The following is a 22013-nucleotide window of genomic DNA, read 5'->3' as shown; positions in this document are numbered from 1 at the left end:
CGGCACCGTGTCCCGAACGAGGCGCAGGGGGCGTTCACCGTCGCGAACGGAGCGTTCGGGACATGCGGGACGGCGCGCCGGGAGCCGGACCACCCAGGGACGCCCTTGTCGCACCCCCCGCGAAGGGCCGTGAAGGACTCCTTACCGGCGCTCGACGCCGGTAAGGAGTCCTTCACGGACGCCGGGTACTCCACTCGGCCGAAGCAGGGGTGTAGCGGGCACCACCGGGGCGGGTCGAGCCTGCTGAACCCGGGGCCCGGGTGCTGTCGGCATGGTCACGCACCGGCCGGATTCCTAGCCTGGTGACGACCGATGGCCACCGTGGCCATGGTGTTCACCAGGAGGAAATCCTTGCGAGTCAAGGGATTGAGACAGATCGCGCTCGGCGCGACACTGGCGGCCGGCGCCGGGATCGCCGGGACCGGGATCGCGGTGGCCGACACAGCCGAGGCCCGGCAACCGGGACTGGACCGCTACCACCACCAGCGCGTCGACTGGAAAGCCTGTGGCGACAAGGATCTCGACGCGGCGGGAGCCCAGTGCGCCGACGTCACAGTGCCGCTGGACTACTCCCGGCCCGGTGGCCGCACCATCACCGTGGCGATCTCCCGGCTCAAGGCGACCGACACCAGGAACCGCCGTGGCATCATGCTCTCCAACCCCGGTGGGCCCGGTGGCTCCGGGCTCGGCATGATGCTGGACGTCCGGAAGGCGATGACCGCCGACGTCGCGTCCCGCTACGACCTGATCGGCATGGACCCCCGGGGCATCGGCCGCTCGACCCCGGTCGACTGCGGCTGGCCGGTGGGGACCATGCTCCGCTCGTCCGGGATCGACCGCGCCGGGTTCGACCGCACGGTCCGGCTGGAGGCCGACCTGGCCAAGCGGTGCGCCGCCACCGAAGGCCCGGACATCCGCCAGATCACCACCCGCAACACCGCCCGGGACATGGATGTCGTGCGTGGCGCGCTCGGCGAACGCAAGATCAGCTACTTCGGCTGGTCCTACGGCACCTATCTCGGCGCGGTGTACACCCAGCTGTTCCCGCAGCGCAGCGACCGGATCGTGCTGGACAGCGCGGTCGATCCCCAGCGCTACGGGGTGGGCATGTTCCAGGCGATGGGCAAACCGAACGAGGCCGCGCTGGACGACTGGGCACAGTGGACAGCGGCCCGCGACGCCGAGTACCACCTCGGCAAAACCGGACCCCAGGTACGAGAGCTGTTCGAGGGCCTGATCCGCGGCGCCGCGAAGTCACCCATCCACCTCGGCGGCTACCAGGTCGACGAGCATCTGCTGCCGATGCTGGCGTTCAGCCCGCTGGCCGATCCCCGGCGCAACGGCGAACTCGCCACCAGCGTGCGGCGGCTCGCCGACGCGGCCGCCGGAAAACCCGTCGAGCCCACCCCGGAGCTGGAGTCCGACCTGCGGTTCGTCACCAAACCGACGCCGGAGACGCAGAACTCCGGGCAGGCCGCCGTCCTGTGCGGGGACGTCGCCGCGCCGCGCGATCCGGAGTGGTACTGGCGCAACATCCAGCGCCACCGCGCCACCCAGCCGGTGTTCGGCGGCTTCGCGAACGGCCCCAGTGCCTGCGCTTCCTGGGCGCGGCCGATCGAACCGCCGACCGACGTGCACAACGCCGTGCCCGCGCTGATCGTGCAGGCCACCGGCGACACCCGCACCGCCTACGACGAGGGCGTCGCGCTGCACAAGGCGATGACCGGCTCGCGGCTGGTGACGCTGCAGGACGTCCGCGTCCACGCCGTCTTCGGCAACTACCCGAACACCTGCGTGGAGAACACCGTCAACGCCTACTTCCGCGACGGCGCCCTCCCCCGCACCGACACCACCTGCCGGGAGAACTGACCTCGGGCAAGTCGATGCCGTTAAGGCCACCTTGCAGGCGTCTGACGCCCGTAAGGTGGCCTTAACGGCATCGGATGACGGCTGGGAAGCGTGCCGATCAGCGGTGGCCGTCTTCCTGGGGGGCGGGTTCGGCGGGTGCGGCGGCACCGAGGCGGCCCGACGCCCATTCGGTGACGCGGCGGGCGACGTCCTGCGCGGTCAGGCCGACGCGGGCGAGCACCTCGTCCCGCGAGCCGAGTTCGTGGAAGTCCTGCGGCACCGCGAGGTCCCGCAGCGGGACGTCGCATTCGGCGTCCCGCAGCAGCGCGGCCAGCGCGGAGCCGAACCCGCCGTGCCGCCCGCTGTCCTCGACCGTCACGACGAGCTTGTGCTGCCCGGCCAGCGCGACCAGCTCCGCGGGCACCGGCAGCACCCAGCGCGGGTCGACGACGGTGACGCCGATGCCCTGATCGGCCAGCCGCCCGGCGGCCGCGAGAGCCAGCTTCGCGAACGCGCCGACGGCGACGAGCAGGACGTCGGTGTCGCACTCTTCCTTCGGCCTGCGCAGCACGTCGACCGTGCCGATCCGCTCGACGGCGGGCACCGACTCGACCACGCCGCCCTTGGAGTAACGCAGCGCCGTCGGCCCGTCCTCGACGGCGATCGCCTCGCGCAGTTCCTCCCGCAGGGTCCCGGCGTCGCGCGGCGCGGCCACCCGCATCCCGGGCACCATGCCGAGCAGCGAGAGGTCCCACATGCCGTGGTGGCTCGGGCCGTCCGGGCCGGTGATCCCGGCGCGGTCGAGGACAAGGGTGACCGGCTGCCGGTGCAGCGCGACGTCCATCAGCACCTGGTCGAACGCGCGGTTGAGGAACGTCGAGTACACGGCGACGACCGGGTGCATCCCGCCCATGGCGAGCCCGGCGGCCGAGGTGACCGCGTGCTGTTCGGCGATGCCGACGTCGTACCAGCGGTCCGGGTAGGCCTTGGCGAACTTCTCCAGCCCGGTCGAGCGCAGCATCGCCGCGGTGATCGCGACGACATCGGGGCGCTCGGCGCCGATCTTCACCAGCTCGTCGCCGAACACGCCGGTCCAGCTGGGGCCCTTCACCGGCGGCAGGCCGGTCTCCGGGTCGATCGGGTCGGTCTGGTGCATCTGGTCGGCCTGGTCGCTGACCGCCGGGGCGTAGCCGTGCCCCTTCTCGGTCACGACGTGCACGATCACCGCGCCACCGAAGCTCTGTGCGCTGTGGAAAGCCTTCTCCAGCGCGACGACGTCGTGCCCGTCGACCGGGCCGAGGTACTTCAGGCCGAGGTCGGAGAACATCGCCTGCGGGCTGAGCGCGTCCTTGATCCCCGCCTTCGCCGCGTGCAGCGCGGCGTAGATCGGCTTGCCCACCACCGGGGTGCTCTTGAGGATTTCCTTGCCACCGTCGAGAAAACGCTCGTAGCCGGGCTGCAGCCGCAGCGACGCGAGGTGATCGGCGAGCCCGCCGATCGTCGGCGAGTACGACCGGCCGTTGTCGTTGATGACGATGACGACCGGGCGCTCGCGGTGCGCGGCGATGTTGTTCAGCGCCTCCCAGCACATGCCGCCGGTCAGCGCGCCGTCGCCGACCACGGCGATCGCGTGCCGCGGTTCGCCGCCGGCGAGCGCGAACGCCTTCGCCAGTCCGTCCACATAGGACAGCGCGGTCGAGGCGTGGCTGTTCTCCACGAGGTCGTGCTCACTCTCCGCACGCGCCGGGTAGCCGGTGACGCCGCCCTGCTGACGGAGCAGATCGAAACCGGGATGGCGGCCGGTGACGATCTTGTGCACGTAGGACTGATGGCCGACGTCCCAGACGATCGCGTCGCGCGGGGAGTCGAAGACCCGGTGCAGCGCCAGTGTCAGCTCGACCACGCCGAGGTTGGGGCCGAGGTGGCCGCCCGCGAGCCGTACCTTGTCGACGAGGAAGTCCCTGATCTCGGCGGCGAGCTCGTCGAGATCCTCGACACTCATCCGCTTCAGGTCCGCCGGTCCGTGTACGGACTCCAGCATCCTCACCACTCCCACGCTCCTGTCCCACAGTGCCTGTCCACGGCGGTCCGGCCAAGTCTACGGACGCCCGCCACAGGGCCGCCTTCGCCTGCGGTCCGTACCACACGTCAGACGATCACGAACCGCCGCCCGATGGTGTGAACAACCTCTCGCGCGCCAGGTGGCGGTCACCCGCTGTGGTCGTAATAATCGCCTTTCGGACGCGTAAGGAAGAGCCGAAGTAGGAGAGGCTTGATGGCGGATTTTTTCATCGGTGGCGAATGGGTCGACGCCCGTGACGGGGGACGACGCGAGATCCGGTGCCCCGCGGACGGTTCACTGGTCGCCGAGGTCGCGGAGGGAACCCGGGAGGACACCGAGGCCGCGATCGCCGCCGCCCGCCACGCCTTCGACCACGGACCGTGGCCGTCGACCCCGGCGGCCTCGCGCGGCGACCTGTTGCTGCGCGCGGCGGATCTGCTGGACCGCGACACCGAGGTGTTCGCGCGCGCGGAGTCGCTGGACACCGGCAAGCGGATCGTCGAAAGCCGCTACGACATGGCCGACATCGCCGCGTGCCTGCGGTACTTCGGCAAGCTCGCCGCGAACGACGCGGGCCGTGTCGTCGACACCGGCTCGCCGGACTCGTTCAGCCGGATCGTGCACGAGCCGGTCGGTGTCTGCGGGCTGATCACGCCGTGGAACTACCCGCTGCTGCAGACCATCTGGAAGGTCGCCCCCGCGCTCGCGGCGGGCAACACCTTCGTGCTCAAGCCGAGCGAGCTGACCCCGCACACGTCGATCCTGCTGATGAAGCTGCTCACCGAGGCCGGGCTCCCGGCCGGGGTCGCGAACCTCGTGCTCGGCGCCGGGCCGCAGGCGGGCGCGCCGCTGTCCGAGCACCCGGACGTCGACCTGGTGTCCTTCACCGGCGGGCTGGCCACCGGCAAGATCATCGCCGCGAACGCCGCGGCGACGGTGAAGAAGGTCGCGCTGGAACTCGGCGGGAAGAACCCGAACGTCGTGTTCGCCGACGCCGACTTCGAGACCGCCGTCGACTACGCCCTCACCGCGGTGTTCCTGCACTCCGGGCAGGTGTGCTCGGCGGGCGCGCGGCTGATCGTGCAGGAGGAGTGGCACGACCGATTCGTCGACGAACTGGTGCGCCGCGCGGAGAAGATCCGCCTCGGCGGGCCGTTCGACGAGAACGCCGAGACCGGGCCGCTCATCTCGGCGGCGCACCGGGAGAAGGTCGAGCGCTACGTCGCGACCGCGATCGCCGAAGGCGCCGTGCTGCGTACCGGCGGGAAGCGCCCGGACGACGAGGCGCTGGCCGGCGGCTTCTACTACCTGCCAACCATCCTCGACCAGGTGAAACAGGGCACGACCGCGGTGATCGACGAGTCGTTCGGCCCGGTGCTCACGGTCGAGACGTTCACCGACGAGGACGACGCCGTCCGCATCGCCAACGACACCCACTACGGGCTCGCGGGCGCCGTGTTCACCTCCGACGCCTCCCGCGCACAACGCGTCGCGAACCGGCTGCGGCACGGCACGGTGTGGATCAACGACTTCCACCCCTACCTGCCGCAGGCCGAGTGGGGCGGCTACAAGCAGTCCGGCTTCGGCCGCGAGCTGGGCCCGACCGGGCTCGCCGAGTACGTCGAGGCCAAGCACATCTACCAGAACCTGAAGCCCGCGCCGCAGCGGTGGTTCTCGGGGTGAGAGACACCGCGTCGTCCGATCGTGATCAACCGAAAGGACCAGCAGCGTGAGCACCGACACCGGTGACCGTGAACTGTCGGAATTCGGCTACACCAACCAACTGAAGAGAACACTCGGCAGCTTCCACACGTTCGCCGCGGGCATCAGCTACATCTCCGTGCTCACCGGCGTGTTCCAGCTGTCCTACCTGGGGATCTCCCAGGGCGGCCCGGCCTACTGGTGGTCGTGGCCGATGGTCTTCGCGGGCCAGCTCATGGTCGCGCTGAGCTTCGCCGAACTGGCCGCGCACTATCCCGTCGCAGGGTCCGTCTACAACTGGGCCAAGCTGCTTACTCTGGGGTCAAACCCCAGGCCCCAGCCGGGGGGCAAGCCCCCCGGACCCCCCAAAAACTCCCCGTTGGCGTGGCTCGCGGGCTGGATGATGCTGCTCGCGTCGATCGTCTCGATCTCCGCGACCGCGCTCGCCTACCAGCGGACGCTGCCGCAGATCGCGTCGTTCTTCCAGTTCATCGGCGACGGATCGGGCACCAGCGACGCGGCCAACGGCGTCCTGCTCGCCACCGTGCTGATCGTGTTCACCACGCTGGTCAACGCGTTCGGCGTCAAGCTGATGGCGCGGATCAACAGCGCCGGGGTGTTCATCGAGCTGCTGTTCGCCGTGCTGCTCATCGTGTTCCTCGCGTTCCACTTCGTGCGCGGCCCCGAGGTCGTGACCGAGACCAACGGGACGGGCGCGCAGCACGCGGGCGGCTACCTCGGCGCGTTCCTCATCGCGGCCATCGCCTCGTCGTACGTCATGTACGGCTTCGACACCGCGGCATCGCTCGGCGAGGAGTCGGTGGACCCGCACCGCAACGCGCCCAAGGCGATCCTGCGCGCGCTGATCGCGTCGTTCCTGCTGGGCGGGCTGATCATCCTGTTCGCGCTGATGGCCGTCGGGAACATCCAGGCCCCCGAACTCGGCACGATCGGCCTGCAGTTCGTCCTCACCGACGCGCTCGGCCCGGCGATCGGCCGGATCTTCCTGTTCGTGGTCTTCGTGGCGATCACCGTGTGCGTGCTGGCGGTGCACACCGCCGCGATCCGGATCGCGTTCGCGATGGCGCGGGACAACGCGCTGCCGGGCGGGTCGAAGCTCGCGAAGGTCAACAAGAAGACCGGCACGCCGGTGCTGCCCGCGATCGTGATCGGCCTGATCGCGATCGTGCTGCTGCTGGTGAACATCAACTCCTCGCAGATCTTCTCCGCGGTCACCAGCCTGGCGATCATCCTGATCTACCTCGCCTACCTGCTGGTGACGGTCCCCCTGCTGATCAAGCGCATCCGCGGCGAATGGCCGCGCAAGGACGCGCCGAAGGGCCGGTTCTCGCTCGGGAAGTGGGGCCTGCCGGTCAACGTCCTCGCCGTGCTGTGGGGCGTCGCGATGCTGATCAACCTGGCCTGGCCGCGCAACGAGATCTACAACGCCACCCCGCCGTACCACTGGTACCTCCAGTGGATCTCGGTGCTGTTCGTCGCGGTCTTCGGCGGCGGTGGCTTCGCCTACTACTGGTTCGTGCAGCGGCACAAGATCGGCGTGCTCGCCGACCACGCCGCGCATGCGGCCGGATCCACGCCTGACAAGGAGGCTTCGCAGTGACAGCGGCAGAGTTCGACTACATCGTCGTCGGTGGCGGAACGGCGGGCTCGGTGGTCGCCGCGCGACTGTCCGAGGACCCGGACGTCACGGTATGCCTGCTCGAGGCCGGACCGTCCGATGTGGACGATCCGGCGATCCTCGAGCTGACGAAGTGGATGGCGTTGCTGGAATCCGGGTACGACTGGGACTACCTGGTGGAACCGCAGGAGTCCGGGAACTCGTTCCTGCGGCACGCGCGGGCGAAGGTGCTCGGCGGCTGTTCCTCGCACAACTCGTGCATCGCGTTCTGGGCCCCCGCCGAAGACCTCGACGAATGGGCGTCACTCGGCCTGCCCGGCTGGTCGGCGAAGGACGTTTTCCCGCTGTACCAACGCCTTGAGGCCAACGACGGCCCCGGCGAGCACCACGGCCGCTCCGGCCCGGTGACGATCCGTTCGGTACCGCCGCGCGACCCCGCCGGCGTCGCGATGCTCCAGGCGTGCGAGCAGGCGGGCATCCCGACGACCGAGTTCAACTCCGGCAAGACCGTGACCCACGGCGCGAACTGGTTCCAGATCAACGCGCGCGAGGACGGCACGCGGTCCTCGGCGTCGGTGTCCTATCTGCACCCGATCCTGGGCAAGCGGCCCAACCTCGAGGTGCGGACCGGGGTGCGGGCCAAGCACCTGACCTTCGAGGGCAAGCGCTGCACCGGCGTCGAGTACCTGGCGCCGGATCTGATCCACGGCGTGAAGCTGAAGGCGCGTCGCGAGGTGATCGTGTCCGCGGGCGCGATCGACACCCCGAAGCTGCTGATGCTCTCGGGCATCGGGCCCGCCGCGCATCTGCGCGAGGTCGGCGTGGACGTGCTGGTCGACTCCCCCGGCGTCGGCGAGAACCTGCAGGATCACCCCGAGGGCCTGATCCAGTGGGACGCGCTGCAGCCGATGGTCTCCGAGTCCACGCAGTGGTGGGAGATCGGCATCTTCACCACCACCGAGGACGGGCTGGACCGGCCGGACCTGATGTTCCACTACGGCTCGGTGCCCTTCGACCTGAACACGCTGCGCTACGGGTACCCGACGACGGAGAACGGTTTCTGCCTGACCCCGAACGTCACCCGTTCCCGGTCGCTGGGAACCGTCCGGCTGCGGACGCGGGACTACCGCGACAAGCCGAAGGTCGACCCGCGGTACTTCACCGACGAGCACGACATGCGGGTCATGACCTACGGCATCAAGCTCGCGCGCAAGATCGCCGAACAGCCCGCGCTGGACGAATGGGCCGGTATCGAGCTCTCGCCGGGCAAGGACGTCCGGACCGACGACGAGATCGCCGACTACCTGCGCAAGACGCACAACACCGTGTACCACCCCTCGTGCACCGCGAAGATGGGCGGCGACGACGATCCCCTGGCCGTGCTGGACGCCCGGCTGCGCGTGCGCGGCGTCGAGGGACTGCGGGTCGCCGACGGGTCCGCGATGCCGTTCCTCGTCGCGGTGAACCCCTGCATCACCACGATGGCGATCGGCGAGAAGTGCGCCGATCTGCTCAAAGAGGACGCCCGCGGCTGACGCGGCTGTCGTGTCCCGAACGACGCGCAACGGACGCCGAACGTCCCGAACGCGCCGTTCGGGACACTCTCGCGCGGCGAGACATCACGGGCCGAAACGTCTCCCCATTCCCGGTGATCGGGCGAATGCCCCGCAAGGGCGCTTGTACCGGAGTACGCGACAGCGCACAACGGTCCGAAAGTCGGGAAACGCCACCCTTACGTCCACAATAAGGCGTACATTCGTCATTCCCTTTCCGACCTAGACCAATCCGTGACACTTTGGTTTCCGGAAAGGGATCAGACTCCCCCGGTGCGGGTTTACGATCCGGCGCAACGCGCGCACCGCACTTGGGGAAAGGCAGCACCGGCCCGTGGCTCCACCGACAATCCAGCCCCTGCTCCATCCGGCGTATTCCGAGCACCTTCCTCGCCGGATCGTCCAGCCGAGCAGGGTGATCACGACATGACCGGCTTTCTCCTCCGCCGCTTCGTGAACTACCTGGCGTTATGCCTGGTGGCGACGTTCGCGGCGTTCTCGCTGGCCTCGCTGGCGTTCAGCCCGCTGGACGACCTGAAACTCCGCAACCCGCCGCCGCCACAGGCGACAATCGACGCGAAAGCCGCGGAACTGCATCTCAACCTGCCGATTCCGGAACGTTTTTTCGTCTGGCTCGGCGACGTACTCCACGGTAATTTCGGCCGCACGGTCACCGACCAGGCCATCACCGACGAACTGTTCCGCCGGATGGGGGTGAGCCTGCGGCTGTTCCTCCTCGGCATCACCGTCGGCATCGTCATCGGGGTGCTGGTCGGCGTGGTCAGCGCCATCCGCCAGTACAAGATCAGCGACTACCTCGCCACGACGTTCTCGTTCGTGGTGCTGTCCACCCCGGTGTTCGTCATCGCGACCGTGCTCAAGGCCGGTGCCCAGTCCGTCAACGACAACGTCCTCGGCGGCTACCAGTTCTTCATCGTCCAGGGCGAGACCAGCGGCATCGAGGGCGGCTTCGGCGACGTGCTGCTCGACCGGCTGCAGCACATCATCGTGCCCACGCTGGCGATCGTGCTGACGCAGGTCGCCTACTACAGCCGTTACCAGCGCTCGGCGATGCTCGACGTCCTCGGGTCGGACTTCCTCCGCACCGCGCAGGCCAAGGGCCTCACGCGCCGGAGGGCGTTGTTCAAGCACGGGCTGCGCACCGCGCTGATCCCGATGGCGACGCTGTTCGCGTTCGGCTTCGGCCTGCTGATCACCGGCGGCATCTTCACCGAGAAGATCTTCGGCTGGTACGGCATGGGCGACTGGCTGGTCACCGGGATCCAGAAGCAGGACACGAACATCGTGGCCACGGTGACCCTGTTCATCGCCGTCTGCGTGCTGCTCGCGGGCTGGCTCGCCGACGTGCTGTACGCGCTGCTCGACCCGAGGGTGAGGATCCGATGACCGAACCGTCTCCCGCCCCCGGGGCCGCGTCCGGGCGCGGAAAGCTGGTGCTGCGGCGCTTTCTGCGCAACCGGCTCGCCGTCACCGCGGTCGCCGTTATCGTGCTGTTCTACGTGGCCGCGTTCACCTACACCTGGTACTCGCCGTGGGCGTACGACCAGCTGGACCCGGCCGCGAACCTGATGCCGCCGGACGGCACCCACTGGTTCGGCACCAACCAGATCGGCGGGGACATGTTCGCGCAGACCATGCGCGGGCTGCAGAAGTCGCTGACGATCGGCCTGCTGGCCGCGCTGTTCTCCACCGGCGTGGCCTCGATCGTGGGTGCCGCCGCCGGCTACTTCGGCGGCTGGGTGGACCGGGTCGCGATGTGGGTCGTCGACCTGCTGCTGATCCTGCCGCCGTTCCTGATCATCTCGATCCTCTCGCCGGCGTTCCGCGGCAAGACCTGGTTCATCCTGGTCGGGCTGATCGCGCTGTTCCAGTGGATGATCACCGCGCGGATGGTCCGCGGGATGACACTGACCCTGCGCGAGCGCGAGTTCGTCAAGGCCGCGCGGTTCATGGGCCAGCCAGCCGGGCGCATCATCGCCAAGCACATCGTGCCCAACATGGCCTCGCTGCTGATCATCGACGCGACCATCAACGTCGGCGTCGCGATCATCACCGAGACCTCCCTGTCGTTCTTCGGTTTCGGCGTCCAGGCACCCGATGTCTCGCTCGGCACCCTGATCGCAAACGGCTCGGACGCGGTCCGCACGTTCCCCTGGCTCTTCTACATCCCCGCGGCGTTCCTCGTGCTCACCGTGCTCGCGGTGAACTTCGCGGGTGATGGCCTGCGCGACGCGCTCGACCCGTCGTCGGCCCGTTCCCGCCGCCGGGAACGCAAGCGCATCGCCGCCACCACACAGTCCACTCCGGACTCCGAGATCGCCCCCGCTGGAGCTGTGACATGACCACCACCCCACCCCTGGACACGGCCGCGCCCGTGCTGGAGGTGTCGGGCCTCGACGTCTCCTTCCCGTCGGAATCCGGCCGCGTGCACGCCGTGCGCGGACTGTCCTATCAGGTCGCCGCGGGCGAGGTGCTCGGCATCGTCGGCGAATCCGGCTCCGGCAAGTCCGTGTCCTCCCTCGCCGTCATGGGGCTGCTGCCCCCGCAGGCACGGATCTCCGGCTCCATCCGGTTCCGCGGCACGGAAATCATCGGCCGGTCCGACACCGAACTGTCGAAGCTGCGGGGCAAGAAGATCGCGATGGTCTTCCAGGACCCGCTGTCGGCACTCACCCCGGTGTATCCGGTGGGCGCCCAGATCGCCGAAGCGCTGCTCGTGCACGGCAAGGGCGTGGTGACCAAGGAGCAGGCGAACCGCCGCGCCGTCGAACTGCTCGACCTGGTCGGCATCCCGAACGCCGCCCAGCGGGCCAAGGCGTTCCCGCACGAGTTCTCCGGCGGGATGCGCCAGCGCGCGGTGATCGCCATCGCGATCGCCAACGACCCCGACCTGATCATCGCCGACGAGCCGACCACCGCACTGGACGTCACGGTGCAGGCGCAGGTTCTCGAGGTGCTGAAGACCGCGCAGGAGGTGACCGGCGCCGGCATCGTGATCATCACGCACGACCTCGGCGTCGTCGCCGGGTTCGCCGACCGGCTGATGGTGATGTACGCCGGGCGCGCTGTCGAACAGGGCCCGGTCGACACGCTCTACGCCGAGCCGCGGATGCCTTACACACTGGGACTTCTCGGTTCCATCCCCCGCGTCGACGCGCACGAGAAGCAGCCGCTGGTGCCCATCGAGGGCCAGCCGCCGTCGCTGGTGGAACTGCCCGGCGGGTGCCCGTTCGAGCCCCGCTGCCCGCTGGCCGCCGACGCCTGCCGGGAAACCGAACCCGCCCTGATCACCATCACGCCCGGCTCGCCGGACGCGGTGGTCGACACCGCGCACCGGGCGGCCTGCCTGCGCATCGACGAGGTCTCCGCCCATCACGCCGACGCCGCGGAGGTCTACGGCGCCGAGGTCGTCGCCCAGGCCCCCGCCGCCCGGATCCCGCGCTCCGAGCGCGACACCGTGCTCGACGTGCGTGACCTCGTGAAGCACTACGCGGTCACCAAGGGATCGGTGTTCAAGCGCAAGGCGGGCACCGTGCGCGCGGTCGACGGGGTGAGCTTCGACATCGTCGAGGGTGAGACGCTGGGCCTGGTCGGCGAGTCCGGCTGCGGGAAATCCACCACGCTGATGGAAATCCTCGACCTCGCCATGCCGTCCGGCGGCACGGTCGCCGTGCTCGGCAAGGACGTCGCCACGCTGACCGCGAAGGAACGCAAGGGCATCCGCCGCGATCTGCAGGTCGTCTTCCAGGACCCGATGGCCGCGCTGGACCCGCGGATGCCGGTCGGCGACATCATCGCCGAACCGCTGCGGGTGCACGGGCACTCGCGAGACGCGATCGACCGGCGGGTCCCGGAGCTGCTCGGCCTCGTCGGGCTGCGCCCCGAGCACGCCGACCGCTACCCGGCCGAGTTCTCCGGCGGCCAGCGCCAGCGGATCGGCATCGCCCGCGCGCTGGCGCTGGAGCCCAAGCTGATCGTGCTCGACGAGCCGGTGTCCGCATTGGACGTTTCGATCCAGGCGGGCGTGATCAACCTGCTCGACGAGCTGAAGGCGAAGCTTGGGCTGTCGTACCTCTTCGTGGCGCACGACCTTTCCGTGGTGCGGCACATCGCGGACCGGGTCGCGGTGATGTACCTCGGCAAGGTCGTCGAGATCGGCGACGTGCACACGGTTTTCGAGGCCCCGCAACACCCCTACACCCAGGCGTTGCTGTCGGCGATCCCGATCCCCGACCCGGTCAAGGAACGCGAGCGCGCCCGCATCATCCTCACCGGCGACCTGCCCAGCCCGGCCGACCCGCCGTCGGGCTGCCGGTTCCGGACCCGGTGCTTCGTGTTCACCCAACTGTCCGAAGAGGACAAACAGCGGTGCGTCGAGCTGGAACCCCCGCGTGCGGCCAAGGCCGACGACCACGACGTCGCCTGCCACTACGCCAAGACCCGTGAAGTCGTGTAGCCACACATCCGTTTGGCAGCACACCCGAAAGGAAGGCACCGCATGAATCGACGGAGAATGGCCGCACTCGTCACGCCACTCGCCGTTCTGGGGCTGGCCCTGTCCGCGTGCAGCGGGGGCACCGGCAACAAACCCGGGCTGGCCGACGCCGGCAACCAGGCCGTGAAGACGGCCGACATCAACGAGACGCCGCTGGACAAGGTCAAGGACGGCGGCGACTTCAAGTGGCCGATCGACCAGCTGCCGGACAACTGGAACCAGAACCAGCTCGACGGCACACAGCTGGACGGGCAGAACATGTTCGGCGCGATCTTCCCGTACATCTTCCCGCAGAACGCCGACGCCACGGTGTCGGAGAATCCGAACTACGTCACCTCGGTCAAGCTGATCAGCACCGACCCGCAGGTGATCGAGTACAAACTCAACCCGAAGGCCAAGTGGAGCAACGGCAGGCAGTTCTCCTGGGAGGACTTCGCCGCGCAGGCCAAGGTGCTCAACGGCAAGGACCCCGCGTACCTGGTGTCGCAGACCACCGGCTACCAGGACATCGCCAAGGTCGAGAAGGGCACCGACGACCAGGATGTCAAGGTCACCTTCGCGAAGAAGTTCGCCGAGTGGAAGTCCCTGTTCTCCCCGTTCTATCCCAAGGAACTCAACGCCGACGCGGAGACGTTCAACAAGGCGTGGGCACAGAGCCCGGCGATCACCGCGGGTCCGTTCAAGGTCCGCAGCATCGACCAGACCGCGAAGACGGCGGTCTTCGAACGTGACCCGAACTGGTGGGGCGAGAAGCCGAAGCTGGACACCGTCACGTACAAGAAGGTCGAACGGCCCGCCCAGGCCGACGCCTTCGCCAACGGGCAGATCGACTTCTACAACCTGAACAACGACATCAACGCCTTCAAGCGCGCACAGGCCGACCCGAACACGGTCGTCCGGCAGTCCAGCTACCCGGACTACACGCACCTGACCTTCAACGGCGCCCCGTCGTCGGTTCTCGCCGACAAGGATCTGCGGCTGGCGATCACCAAGGGCATCGACACCGTGACGATCAGCAAGGCGATCCTCGGCCAGATGCAGAAGGACACCAAACCGCTCGGCAACCACGTCTACCTCAAGGGCGCCAAGGAATACGCCGACAACTCGGGCCCCTACGCGTTCAACGCCGAGACGGCCAAGCAGGAGCTGGACAAGCTCGGCTGGAAGCAGGCGGGTGAACTCCGGGGCAAGGACGGCAAGGAGCTCAAGCTCCGGCTGGTCATCCCGGCCAACACCCCGATCAGCCAGCAGGCCGCGCAGCTGATCCAGTCCCAGCTGAAGCCCCTCGGCGTCGGCATCGACATCCAGGCCGTGCCCTCGACCGAGTTCTTCAAGCAGTACGTCTACGTCGGCAACTTCGACCTGACGGTCTTCCGGTGGATCTCCACCGCGTTCCCGATCGCGGGCGGCCAGGGCATCTACTACCTGGACCCGAAGAACATCGGCCAGAACTACGGCCACATCGGGAGCGACAAGCTCAACCAGCTCTACGACAAGGCGGCCCAGGAGCTGGACGACACCCAGCGGGCGAAGGACCTCAACGAGGCCGACCAGGAGACCTGGGCGCTCGGGCACCAGCTGCCCATCTTCCAGTCGGTCGGGGCGTTCGCCGTCCGCAAGACCGTGGCGAACTACGGTTCCCCCGGCTTCGCGAACCAGCCCTACGACTACCCGAAGATCGGCTTCCTCAAGTAACACCCCGGTTCCGCCGGTGCGGGGGCGTCCCCGCACCGGCGGACGGCCGGACAGCGCCGAACAAGGCCGGATGGAACGATGAAACGCTTGCTCGGCCTGCGCCCGGTGCGGCACATCGCGGTGACCAGTGCGCTGGTCCTCGCGGTGTGCGCGGGCGTTTTCCTCGTGCAGTACCTGGAGTTCTCGCACGCCCGCACCACCTTGCGGGAACTGAGCGCCCGCGCGACGGCGACAGTGCTGCACACCTCGGACGACACCGCCACCGTCGAATTCCCCTTACCGAACGGGAAAAACGCAACCGCCACGGTCCCGCTCGACGCCACTCCGCCGAAGACCGGGGCGCATGTTCCCGTCGGTTACGACCCATCGCGGCCCGAACGCGCCGTCATCCCCGGGGCCTCCCCACTGGTGGCCGCCGAACGCGCGTCGATCTACGCGACCGCCGCCGTCGTCGCCGCGCTGCTCGTCCTCGCCGTCGATGTCGTGGTGCTGGTGACCCGGTTCCGCCTCCCGGCGGGCCCGGCGCCCCGGCGTGTTCTCGTGCGGCGGGTGAAGTTCCAGCGCGGCGTGCTGACCCGGTCGTGGCTGGAAACCGGCACCGCGCAGCCCCGGTGGCTCCCGGTGTACTTCTCCCCCTCCCTGATCGCTCTCTCCTCCCCCGCCGAGGCCGAGGTGTACGGCGACCCGTCCCGCGACCGCCGGGTCACGGTGCGGATCGGCGGCGAAACGCTGTACCCCGCAGGCCCGGCGCGCCACAGCGAACCGCGCGGCAGGCGGACCGACAACCCCGCGGAGCCGGACGAGGAACGCCTCGCCGCCGCGGGCCGTCCGGTCTCGCTTCCCCGGCAGTTCCGGGTGGATCTGCCCGTCTTCGTGGCGGCCCCGTTCGCGGGACTGTTCTGGGCGCTGGTGGACGGCACCGGCGTCCCCGGCTGGCTCGTGGTGACCGCGCTGATCGGCGCCGCCGGTTTCTGGTGGGCGTCCCTGCGCGGCTCCGACCCCTCCTGAATCGACCCCTCCTGAATCGGAGTCGGCTGACCGGACCGGCTGCGACAAGGGCGTCCCTGGGTGCGATGGATGCACCCAGGGCGCCCCTCGCACATCCATCGCCCGATGTCGCGAACGCTCCGTTGCCGACGATGAGCGTCCCGAACGGAGCGTTCGCGACGCCACCCCGCCACCTCAACAACGAGGCCACACCACGTCGGTGAGAAACCTCGATTGAGGGATTCCAAGTCCCTCAATGGGGCGTTCACGGACAATCCGGCCGCGCGCCGAAGGACGCCTCTAGTATCCCGTCAAGCTCGGACCGACCTCCTTCCCAGGAACGCGGCGAGCCGGTCCGCGGCCGTCGCGCCGGGAGCGGGCTCGACCTCGGGACCGAACGGCGCACCGGGGCCCCTCGGCGCCGAGCTGAACCGCTCCTGCCATTGGCTCAGCGCCTGTCCGGCCAGATCCGGCAGTAGATCGGTGGACCCTCCGGTGGCGTCGGCGAGGTCCCAGCCGTGCGCCAGGTACTCGTTGACCCGCATGTGCACCAGGAAGACGCCGGGGGCCTTCCCGAGCGGGGTTTCCACCTCCTGCTCCAGCAGGCCCGGTGTGGCGAGCACGGCCCGCACCCGCCGCACCGACTCGGCGAACGTCTCTCTCGGTCTCTCGCCGAGATAGTCGCCGGGTTCGGCGGGCGGGCCCTGCCCCGTCCAGTGCGCGACCTTGGCGTTTCCGTGCGCGAGATGGTTGACCAGTGCGCGGACGTCCCATTCGGCGCACGCCGTCGGCAGCGTCCACTGGTCGTCACGCACGGCCGAGACGAGTTCGGTGACCATGGCCGAAGCCCGGTCGAAGGAGTCGAGAGGATTCATGCCCGGCAGTGTGCACCCGGTCCCCGACAATTTTCGAAGGCCGGAGACTCACTGCAGCAGCGCGACGCACTCCACGTGGTGGGTCATCGGGAACGCGTCGAACGCCCGCAGCGCGGTGAGCCCGTACCCGTGCCCGGCGAAGAGCGCGATGTCGCGCGACAGCGTCGCCGGATCGCACGAGACGTAGACGATCCGGTCCGGCGAACCCGCGACGATCGCGTCCACCACCGGACGTCCGGCGCCCTTGCGCGGCGGGTCCAGCACGACGACGTCGACCGGCTTCGGCGCGTCGGCCAGCACATGCTCGACACGGCCCGCCTGCCAGCGGACCTGCGGCAGATCGGCGAGGTTCCGCTCGCCGTCGCTCACCGCGCGGCGCCCCGATTCGACGGCCAGCACCCGCCCGTCCGGCCCGACCTGCCCGGCCAGTACCGACGCGAACAGCCCGACCCCGGCGTAGAGATCCCAGGCCGACCCGCCGGCCGGCGCCTCCGCCCACTCCCCCACGACCGCGGCGAGCGTGCCGGCCGCGGCCGGATGCACCTGCCAGAAACCGTGTGCGTCGAGCCGCCATTCGCGGCCGGCGGCGTGCTGGATCGCGACGCCGCCGGTGAGCTGCCGCGCCCGGACTTTGCCGCGCACGGTGGAAAGCTCGCGCACGTGGGTGCGGTCCTCCGCGTCGGTGGTCACCTCGAGTTCGCTGCCGGGCCGCCAGCGCCGCGCGAGGACGTCGTCCAGTTCCCCCGGCACCGCGATCGGGCAGTCGTCGAGTGCCACGACGCGGTGGCTGTGGTGCGCGCGCAGCCCGGCGCGGCCGTCCCGGTCGGCGATCAGCCGGACGCGGCTGCGCCAGCCGAGCGAGCCGCCGCCGAGCGCCTCCACCACGACGTCCCGCTCGATCCCGGCGACGCGCCGCAGCTGCTCGGCCACCACCGCGGCCTTCAGCTCGCGCTGGTACGCCGGATCCGCGTGCTGCCAGTCGCATCCGCCGCAGCCGCCCGGCGCGGCCAGCGGGCACGGCGGCTCGACGCGCCGCGCGGAGGCCTCCAGCACCTCCACGGCGTCGGCACGGCAGAACGCGCCGCCCTTGTCCTCGGTGACCTCGGCCCGTACCCGTTCGCCGGGCAGCGCGTGCCGGACGAACACCACCCGTCCGTCCACACGGGACACACAGTGCCCGCCGTGCGCCACCGGACCGACTTCGAGTTCCAGCGTGCGGCCGTACCAGCTCCCGATCATGCGATCGCCTCGCTCCGCGAGACAGTGTCCAATCCTTTTTGGCGCACGACATCCATGATTCGCTCGCAAGCGTCGCTCATGCGATCGCCTCGCTCCGCGAGACAGTGTCCAATCCCTTTTGGCGCATGACATCCATGATTCGCTCGCAAGCGTCGCTCATGCGATCGCCTCGCTCCGCGAGACAGTGTCCAATCCCTTTTGGCGCATGACATCCATGATTCGCTCGCAAGCGTCGCTCATTCCGATTTCTCCCGGCTCGCCGCGGCGCGCTCCGCCTGCTTGGCGGGCGCGACGGCGTCCGGACGCTTGCCGGTGGGCGAGAACCCGCGCCGGACGTCACCGGCCGCGGGCCTGGCCCGGCGATCGCGGGCGACGGCCTTGACCGAGGAGGCCAGCTGCCAGGGCACACTGGTGACCATCACGCCCTTTTCGAACAGCAGCCTGCCCTTGAGCCGCAACGCGCTCTGGTTGTGCAGCAGCTGTTCCCACCAGCGGCCCACGACATACTCGGGGATGAACACGGTGACGACGTCGCGGGGATTGGCGCCGCGCACCCGCTTCACGTAGTCCAGCACCGGTTTCGTGATCTCCCGGTACGGCGATTCGACGACCTTGAGCGGCACCTTGAAGTTGTGCGCGTCCCATTCCGCGGTGAGCCGCCGCGTCTCCGCGTCGTCGACGTTGACCGTGACGGCCTCCAGCACGTCCGGGCGCATCGCCTTCGCGTAGGACAGCGCGCGCAGCGTCGGCCGGTGCAGCTTCGACACCAGCACGATGGCGTGGTTGCGCGAGGGCAGCACCGGCTTGGTCTCCGGGTCCTCCTTGAGCTCCTCGGCGACCCGGTCGTAGTGCTTCCGGATCGCCGTCATCAGCACGTAGATCGCCACCATCGCGGCGATCGCGATCCACGCGCCGAGCAGGAACTTGGTGATCAGCACGATGACCAGCACGGTGCCGGTGCAGGTCAGGCCGACCGCGTTGACCGTCTGCGAGCGCCGCATCCGGCGCCGCGCGGCCGGGTCGTTCTCCTTGGCCAGCAAGCGGTTCCAGTGCCGGATCATGCCCGCCTGGCTGACCGTGAACGACACGAACACGCCCACGATGTAGAGCTGGATGAGCTTCGAGACCTCGGCGTCGAAGGCGAAGATCAGCACCAGCGCGAAGGCGGCGAGGAACAGGATGCCGTTGGAGAAGGCCAGGCGGTCGCCACGGGTGTGCAGCTGACGCGGCAGATAGCGGTCCTGGGCGAGGATCGAGCCGAGCACCGGGAAGCCGTTGAACGCGGTGTTCGCGGCCAGCAGCAGGATGATCCCGGTGGAGAAGGACACGTAGTAGAAGGCCGGCGGGAAGTGCTGGAACACCGCCTCGGCGATCTGCGCGACGATGGTCTTCTGCTGGTAGCCCGCCGGGGTGCCGCTCAGCTGCGCCGCCGGGTTCTCCGCGAACTTGACGCCCGTGACGATCGCGAGGGTGATGATGCCGATCAGCATCGTCACCGCGAGCACGCCCATCAGCAGCAGCGTCGTCGCCGCGTTCTTCGACTTCGGCTTGCGGAAGGCCGGGACGCCGTTGCTGATCGCCTCGACCCCGGTCAGCGCGGCCGCGCCGGAGGAGAACGACCGCAGGATCAGGAAGGCGAACGCGAATCCGGTCAGCGAATGCTCGGCGTGCAGTTCGAACCCGGCGCTCGCGGCCTTCATCTCGGTGCCGCGGGCCACCTCGAACAGGCCCCACAGCACCATGCCGAGAATGCCGATGATGAAACCGTAGGTGGGAATGGCGAACGCTTTGCCCGATTCGCGCACTCCGCGCAGGTTCAGCGCCGTCAGCACGCAGACGATCACGACCGCGGTGAGCACCTTGTGCTCGGCCACCCACGGCAGCGCGGACCCGATGTTCGCGACGCCGGACGACGTCGACACCGCGACCGTGAGCACGTAGTCCACCAGCAGCGCGCTGGCCACGGTGAGGCCGAACTTGCCGCCGAGGTTGGTCCCGGCGACCTCGTAGTCACCACCGCCGCTGGGATAGGCGTGCACGTTCTGCCGGTAGGAGGCGACCACGACCAGCATGACCAGCGCGACGGCCACGCCGATCCACGGCGCGAACGCGTACCCGGACAGCCCGGCGACGCTCAGCGTCAGGAAGATCTCTTCCGGCGCGTACGCCACGCTCGACAGCGCGTCGGAGGCGAAGATGGGCAGCGCGATGCGCTTGGGCAGCAGCGTGTGGGCCAGCCGGTCGCTGCGGAACGGACGCCCGAGGACCAGCCGTTTCAGCACGGTCGGGAACTTCGACACCTGTGAAGAGTAACGGCGGCGCGCAGCGTCTCCGTTGAGGGTGGCGGTGGGGAGGAAGGCGGAGGTAACGGCGGCGCGCAGCGTCTCCGTTGAGGGTGGCGGTGGGGAGGACGGTGGAGCTGACGGGCGGCGCACAAGGTAGGTTCGGCGCTGGTATGCCGGGGGTGTCCACCCCGGGGGCGACCCGCGGGCGAGCAGGAGGGCAGCAAGCGTGCACGTGGTGATCATGGGGTGCGGCCGGGTCGGCGCGTCCCTGGCCGCGGCGCTGGAGCGTCTCGGCCACGAGGTGGCCGTCATCGACAAGAACCAGCAGGCTTTCCGCAGGCTGAGCAGCGACTTCCACGGCCAGCAGGTCGTCGGGGTCGGCTTCGACCGGCAGGTGCTGATCGAGGCGGGCATCGAGCGGGCGGGCGCGTTCGCCGCCGTGTCCAGCGGGGACAACTCGAACATCATCTCGGCGCGGGTCGCGCGCGAGAACTTCGGGATCGAGCACGTGGTCGCGCGGATCTACGACCACAAGCGCGCCGCGGTCTACGAGCGGCTCGGCATCCCGACCGTGGCGACCGTGCCGTGGACGACCGACCGCTTCCTGCGCACCCTGCTGCCCGACGGCGTCGCCTCGGCGTGGCGGGACCCGTCCGGCAACGTGGCGCTGCTGCCGCTGCCGCTGCACGAGGGCTGGGTCGGGCATTCGGTCCGGTCGCTGCAGGAGGCCACCGGCGCGCGCGTCGCGTTCATCATGCGGTTCGGCACCGGTGTGCTGCCCGACGCGAAGACCGTGGTGCAGGCCGACGACCTGGTGTACGTCGCGGCGCGCTCGGGCACGGTCGGCGACGTCACCAGCGTGGCCGCCCGCGCACCGGAAGACGAGGAGAACTGATGCGGGTCGCGATTGCCGGCGCGGGCGCGGTGGGCCGCTCGATCGCCGCGGAGCTCATCGACGCGCGGCACCAGGTCATGTTGATCGAGCGGCAGGCCGACCAGTTCGAGCCGCACACCGTCGAGCAGGCCGACTGGGTGCTCGGGGACGCGTGCGAGGTGTCGATCCTGGAGGAGTCCGGGATCGAGCAGTGCGACGTCGTGATCGCCGCGACCGGGGACGACAAGGCGAACCTGGTGGTCTCGCTGCTGGCGAAGACCGAGTTCGCGGTACGCCGCGTCGTGGCGCGGGTGAACAACCCGGCCAACGAATGGCTCTTCACCGACGCCTGGGGTGTGGACGTCGCCGTGTCGACCCCGCGGATGCTCGCCGCGATGGTCGAGGAGGCCGTCAGTGTGGGCGATCTGGTGCGGCTCATGACGTTCCGGCAGAGCCAGGCGAACCTGGTCGAGCTGACGCTGCCCGAGGAGACGCCGCTGGCGGGCAAGGCGGTCAGCGAGATCTCGCTGCCGCGCGACGCGGCGCTGGTGACGATCCTGCGCGGCGACCGCGTCATCGTCCCGCAGCCGGAGGACCCCCTGGAGCCGGGCGACGAGCTGCTGTTCGTCGCGACCTCCGACGTCGAACCCGAGATCCGCTCCGCCCTCGGCTACTGAGAGCTGAAGGGGACTTTCCTCGCATCGCATGCGAGGGAAGTCCCCTGCGGGGCGTGTTGCGT

14 protein-coding genes and 1 pseudogene are annotated in these 22013 nt (G+C 69.4%); 11 read left to right on the top strand and 4 right to left on the bottom strand.

All coding sequences use genetic code 11. The features are described from left to right. Nucleotides 1–312 precede the first annotated feature (312 nt). A complete protein-coding gene (locus tag ACFW0G_RS34145) occupies nucleotides 313–1869 on the top strand; it encodes an alpha/beta hydrolase (protein WP_378329598.1) in 1557 nt (518 codons plus the stop codon). A 97-nt stretch (nucleotides 1870–1966) separates the two neighbouring features. Here the strand turns inward: ACFW0G_RS34145 and dxs are convergent, their stop codons facing one another. Next, the gene (gene dxs, locus ACFW0G_RS34140; protein WP_378329641.1) at nucleotides 1967–3895 is read right to left on the bottom strand and encodes a 1-deoxy-D-xylulose-5-phosphate synthase; all 1929 of its coding nucleotides are present in this window, start codon (nucleotides 3893–3895) and stop codon (nucleotides 1967–1969) included. Nucleotides 3896–4123: 228 nt separating this feature from the next. On the opposite strand from dxs, the gene ACFW0G_RS34135 reads away from it, so the two are divergent. The 8 genes from ACFW0G_RS34135 to ACFW0G_RS34100 all read left to right on the top strand — a co-directional run bounded on the left by ACFW0G_RS34135 (nucleotide 4124) and on the right by ACFW0G_RS34100 (nucleotide 16022). Continuing rightward, nucleotides 4124–5593, top strand: a complete 1470-nt coding sequence (locus ACFW0G_RS34135) for an aldehyde dehydrogenase family protein (protein ID WP_378329597.1) — start codon at nucleotides 4124–4126, stop codon at nucleotides 5591–5593. Nucleotides 5594–5639: 46 nt separating this feature from the next. Then, the gene (locus ACFW0G_RS34130) at nucleotides 5640–7232 is read left to right on the top strand and encodes an APC family permease (RefSeq protein ID WP_378329596.1); all 1593 of its coding nucleotides are present in this window, start codon (nucleotides 5640–5642) and stop codon (nucleotides 7230–7232) included. Then, nucleotides 7229–8785: a GMC family oxidoreductase gene (locus tag ACFW0G_RS34125; protein WP_378329595.1), complete on the top strand. Its 1557-nt coding sequence runs from the start codon at nucleotides 7229–7231 to the stop codon at nucleotides 8783–8785. Before ACFW0G_RS34130 ends, ACFW0G_RS34125 begins: the two co-directional genes overlap by 4 nt. A gap of 444 nt (nucleotides 8786–9229) precedes the next feature. Continuing rightward, nucleotides 9230–10210: an ABC transporter permease gene (locus tag ACFW0G_RS34120; protein ID WP_378329594.1), complete on the top strand. Its 981-nt coding sequence runs from the start codon at nucleotides 9230–9232 to the stop codon at nucleotides 10208–10210. Next, nucleotides 10207–11166 carry an ABC transporter permease gene (locus ACFW0G_RS34115; protein WP_378329593.1) on the top strand — a complete coding sequence of 320 codons (960 nt, stop codon included), beginning with the start codon at nucleotides 10207–10209 and terminating at the stop codon, nucleotides 11164–11166. Before ACFW0G_RS34120 ends, ACFW0G_RS34115 begins: the two co-directional genes overlap by 4 nt. Next, on the top strand, nucleotides 11163–13280 hold the full coding sequence (locus ACFW0G_RS34110; RefSeq protein WP_378329592.1) for a dipeptide ABC transporter ATP-binding protein: 2118 nt from the start codon (nucleotides 11163–11165) through the stop codon (nucleotides 13278–13280). The genes ACFW0G_RS34115 and ACFW0G_RS34110 overlap by 4 nt, the downstream gene beginning before the upstream one ends. A gap of 42 nt (nucleotides 13281–13322) precedes the next feature. Next, the gene (locus tag ACFW0G_RS34105) at nucleotides 13323–15014 is read left to right on the top strand and encodes an ABC transporter family substrate-binding protein (RefSeq protein ID WP_378329591.1); all 1692 of its coding nucleotides are present in this window, start codon (nucleotides 13323–13325) and stop codon (nucleotides 15012–15014) included. Nucleotides 15015–15092: 78 nt separating this feature from the next. Then, nucleotides 15093–16022 (top strand): hypothetical protein, encoded by a 930-nt coding sequence (locus tag ACFW0G_RS34100; RefSeq protein WP_378329590.1) that lies wholly within the window; start codon nucleotides 15093–15095, stop codon nucleotides 16020–16022. A 290-nt stretch (nucleotides 16023–16312) separates the two neighbouring features. Here the strand turns inward: ACFW0G_RS34100 and ACFW0G_RS34095 are convergent, their stop codons facing one another. From ACFW0G_RS34095 to ACFW0G_RS34085, 3 genes are all read right to left on the bottom strand, one after another. Beyond that, nucleotides 16313–16876, bottom strand: a complete 564-nt coding sequence (locus tag ACFW0G_RS34095; protein WP_378329589.1) for a TIGR03086 family metal-binding protein — start codon at nucleotides 16874–16876, stop codon at nucleotides 16313–16315. 48 nt (nucleotides 16877–16924) lie between these two features. Continuing rightward, nucleotides 16925–18115, bottom strand: a complete 1191-nt coding sequence (locus tag ACFW0G_RS34090) for a class I SAM-dependent RNA methyltransferase (protein WP_378329588.1) — start codon at nucleotides 18113–18115, stop codon at nucleotides 16925–16927. Between the two features lie 236 nt (nucleotides 18116–18351). Then, nucleotides 18352–20415, bottom strand: a complete 2064-nt coding sequence (locus ACFW0G_RS34085; protein WP_378329587.1) for an APC family permease — start codon at nucleotides 20413–20415, stop codon at nucleotides 18352–18354. Between the two features lie 205 nt (nucleotides 20416–20620). On the opposite strand from ACFW0G_RS34085, the pseudogene ACFW0G_RS34080 reads away from it, so the two are divergent. Together ACFW0G_RS34080 and ACFW0G_RS34075 are read left to right on the top strand one after the other, a co-directional pair. Beyond that, nucleotides 20621–21295, top strand: a pseudogene (locus tag ACFW0G_RS34080) (potassium channel family protein); the annotation flags it as partial. Beyond that, nucleotides 21295–21951, top strand: a complete 657-nt coding sequence (locus ACFW0G_RS34075; protein ID WP_345387459.1) for a TrkA family potassium uptake protein — start codon at nucleotides 21295–21297, stop codon at nucleotides 21949–21951. The pseudogene ACFW0G_RS34080 and the gene ACFW0G_RS34075, both read left to right, overlap by 1 nt. The last annotated feature ends 62 nt before the right edge of the window (nucleotides 21952–22013 follow it).

It is taken from the genome of Amycolatopsis sp. NPDC058986 (assembly GCF_042741125.1).
GTDB lineage: Bacteria > Actinomycetota > Actinomycetes > Mycobacteriales > Pseudonocardiaceae > Amycolatopsis.
Note: the sequence above shows the minus strand (reverse complement) of the source record. Positions and strands in the feature narration are given on the sequence as shown.

What these genes read in the sequence shown, in the direction of transcription:
- ACFW0G_RS34145 (WP_378329598.1), top strand. Translation starts at nt 313, where the DNA reads ATGGCCACCGTGGCCATGGTGTTCACCAGGAGGAAATCCTTGCGAGTC.
- ACFW0G_RS34135 (WP_378329597.1), top strand. Translation starts at nt 4,124, where the DNA reads ATGGCGGATTTTTTCATCGGTGGCGAATGGGTCGACGCCCGTGACGGG.
- ACFW0G_RS34120 (WP_378329594.1), top strand. Translation starts at nt 9,230, where the DNA reads ATGACCGGCTTTCTCCTCCGCCGCTTCGTGAACTACCTGGCGTTATGC.
- ACFW0G_RS34115 (WP_378329593.1), top strand. Translation starts at nt 10,207, where the DNA reads ATGACCGAACCGTCTCCCGCCCCCGGGGCCGCGTCCGGGCGCGGAAAG.
- ACFW0G_RS34110 (WP_378329592.1), top strand. Translation starts at nt 11,163, where the DNA reads ATGACCACCACCCCACCCCTGGACACGGCCGCGCCCGTGCTGGAGGTG.
- ACFW0G_RS34105 (WP_378329591.1), top strand. Translation starts at nt 13,323, where the DNA reads ATGAATCGACGGAGAATGGCCGCACTCGTCACGCCACTCGCCGTTCTG.
- ACFW0G_RS34100 (WP_378329590.1), top strand. Translation starts at nt 15,093, where the DNA reads ATGAAACGCTTGCTCGGCCTGCGCCCGGTGCGGCACATCGCGGTGACC.
- ACFW0G_RS34095 (WP_378329589.1), bottom strand. Translation starts at nt 16,876, where the DNA reads ATGAATCCTCTCGACTCCTTCGACCGGGCTTCGGCCATGGTCACCGAA.
- ACFW0G_RS34090 (WP_378329588.1), bottom strand. Translation starts at nt 18,115, where the DNA reads ATGATCGGGAGCTGGTACGGCCGCACGCTGGAACTCGAAGTCGGTCCG.
- ACFW0G_RS34075 (WP_345387459.1), top strand. Translation starts at nt 21,295, where the DNA reads ATGCGGGTCGCGATTGCCGGCGCGGGCGCGGTGGGCCGCTCGATCGCC.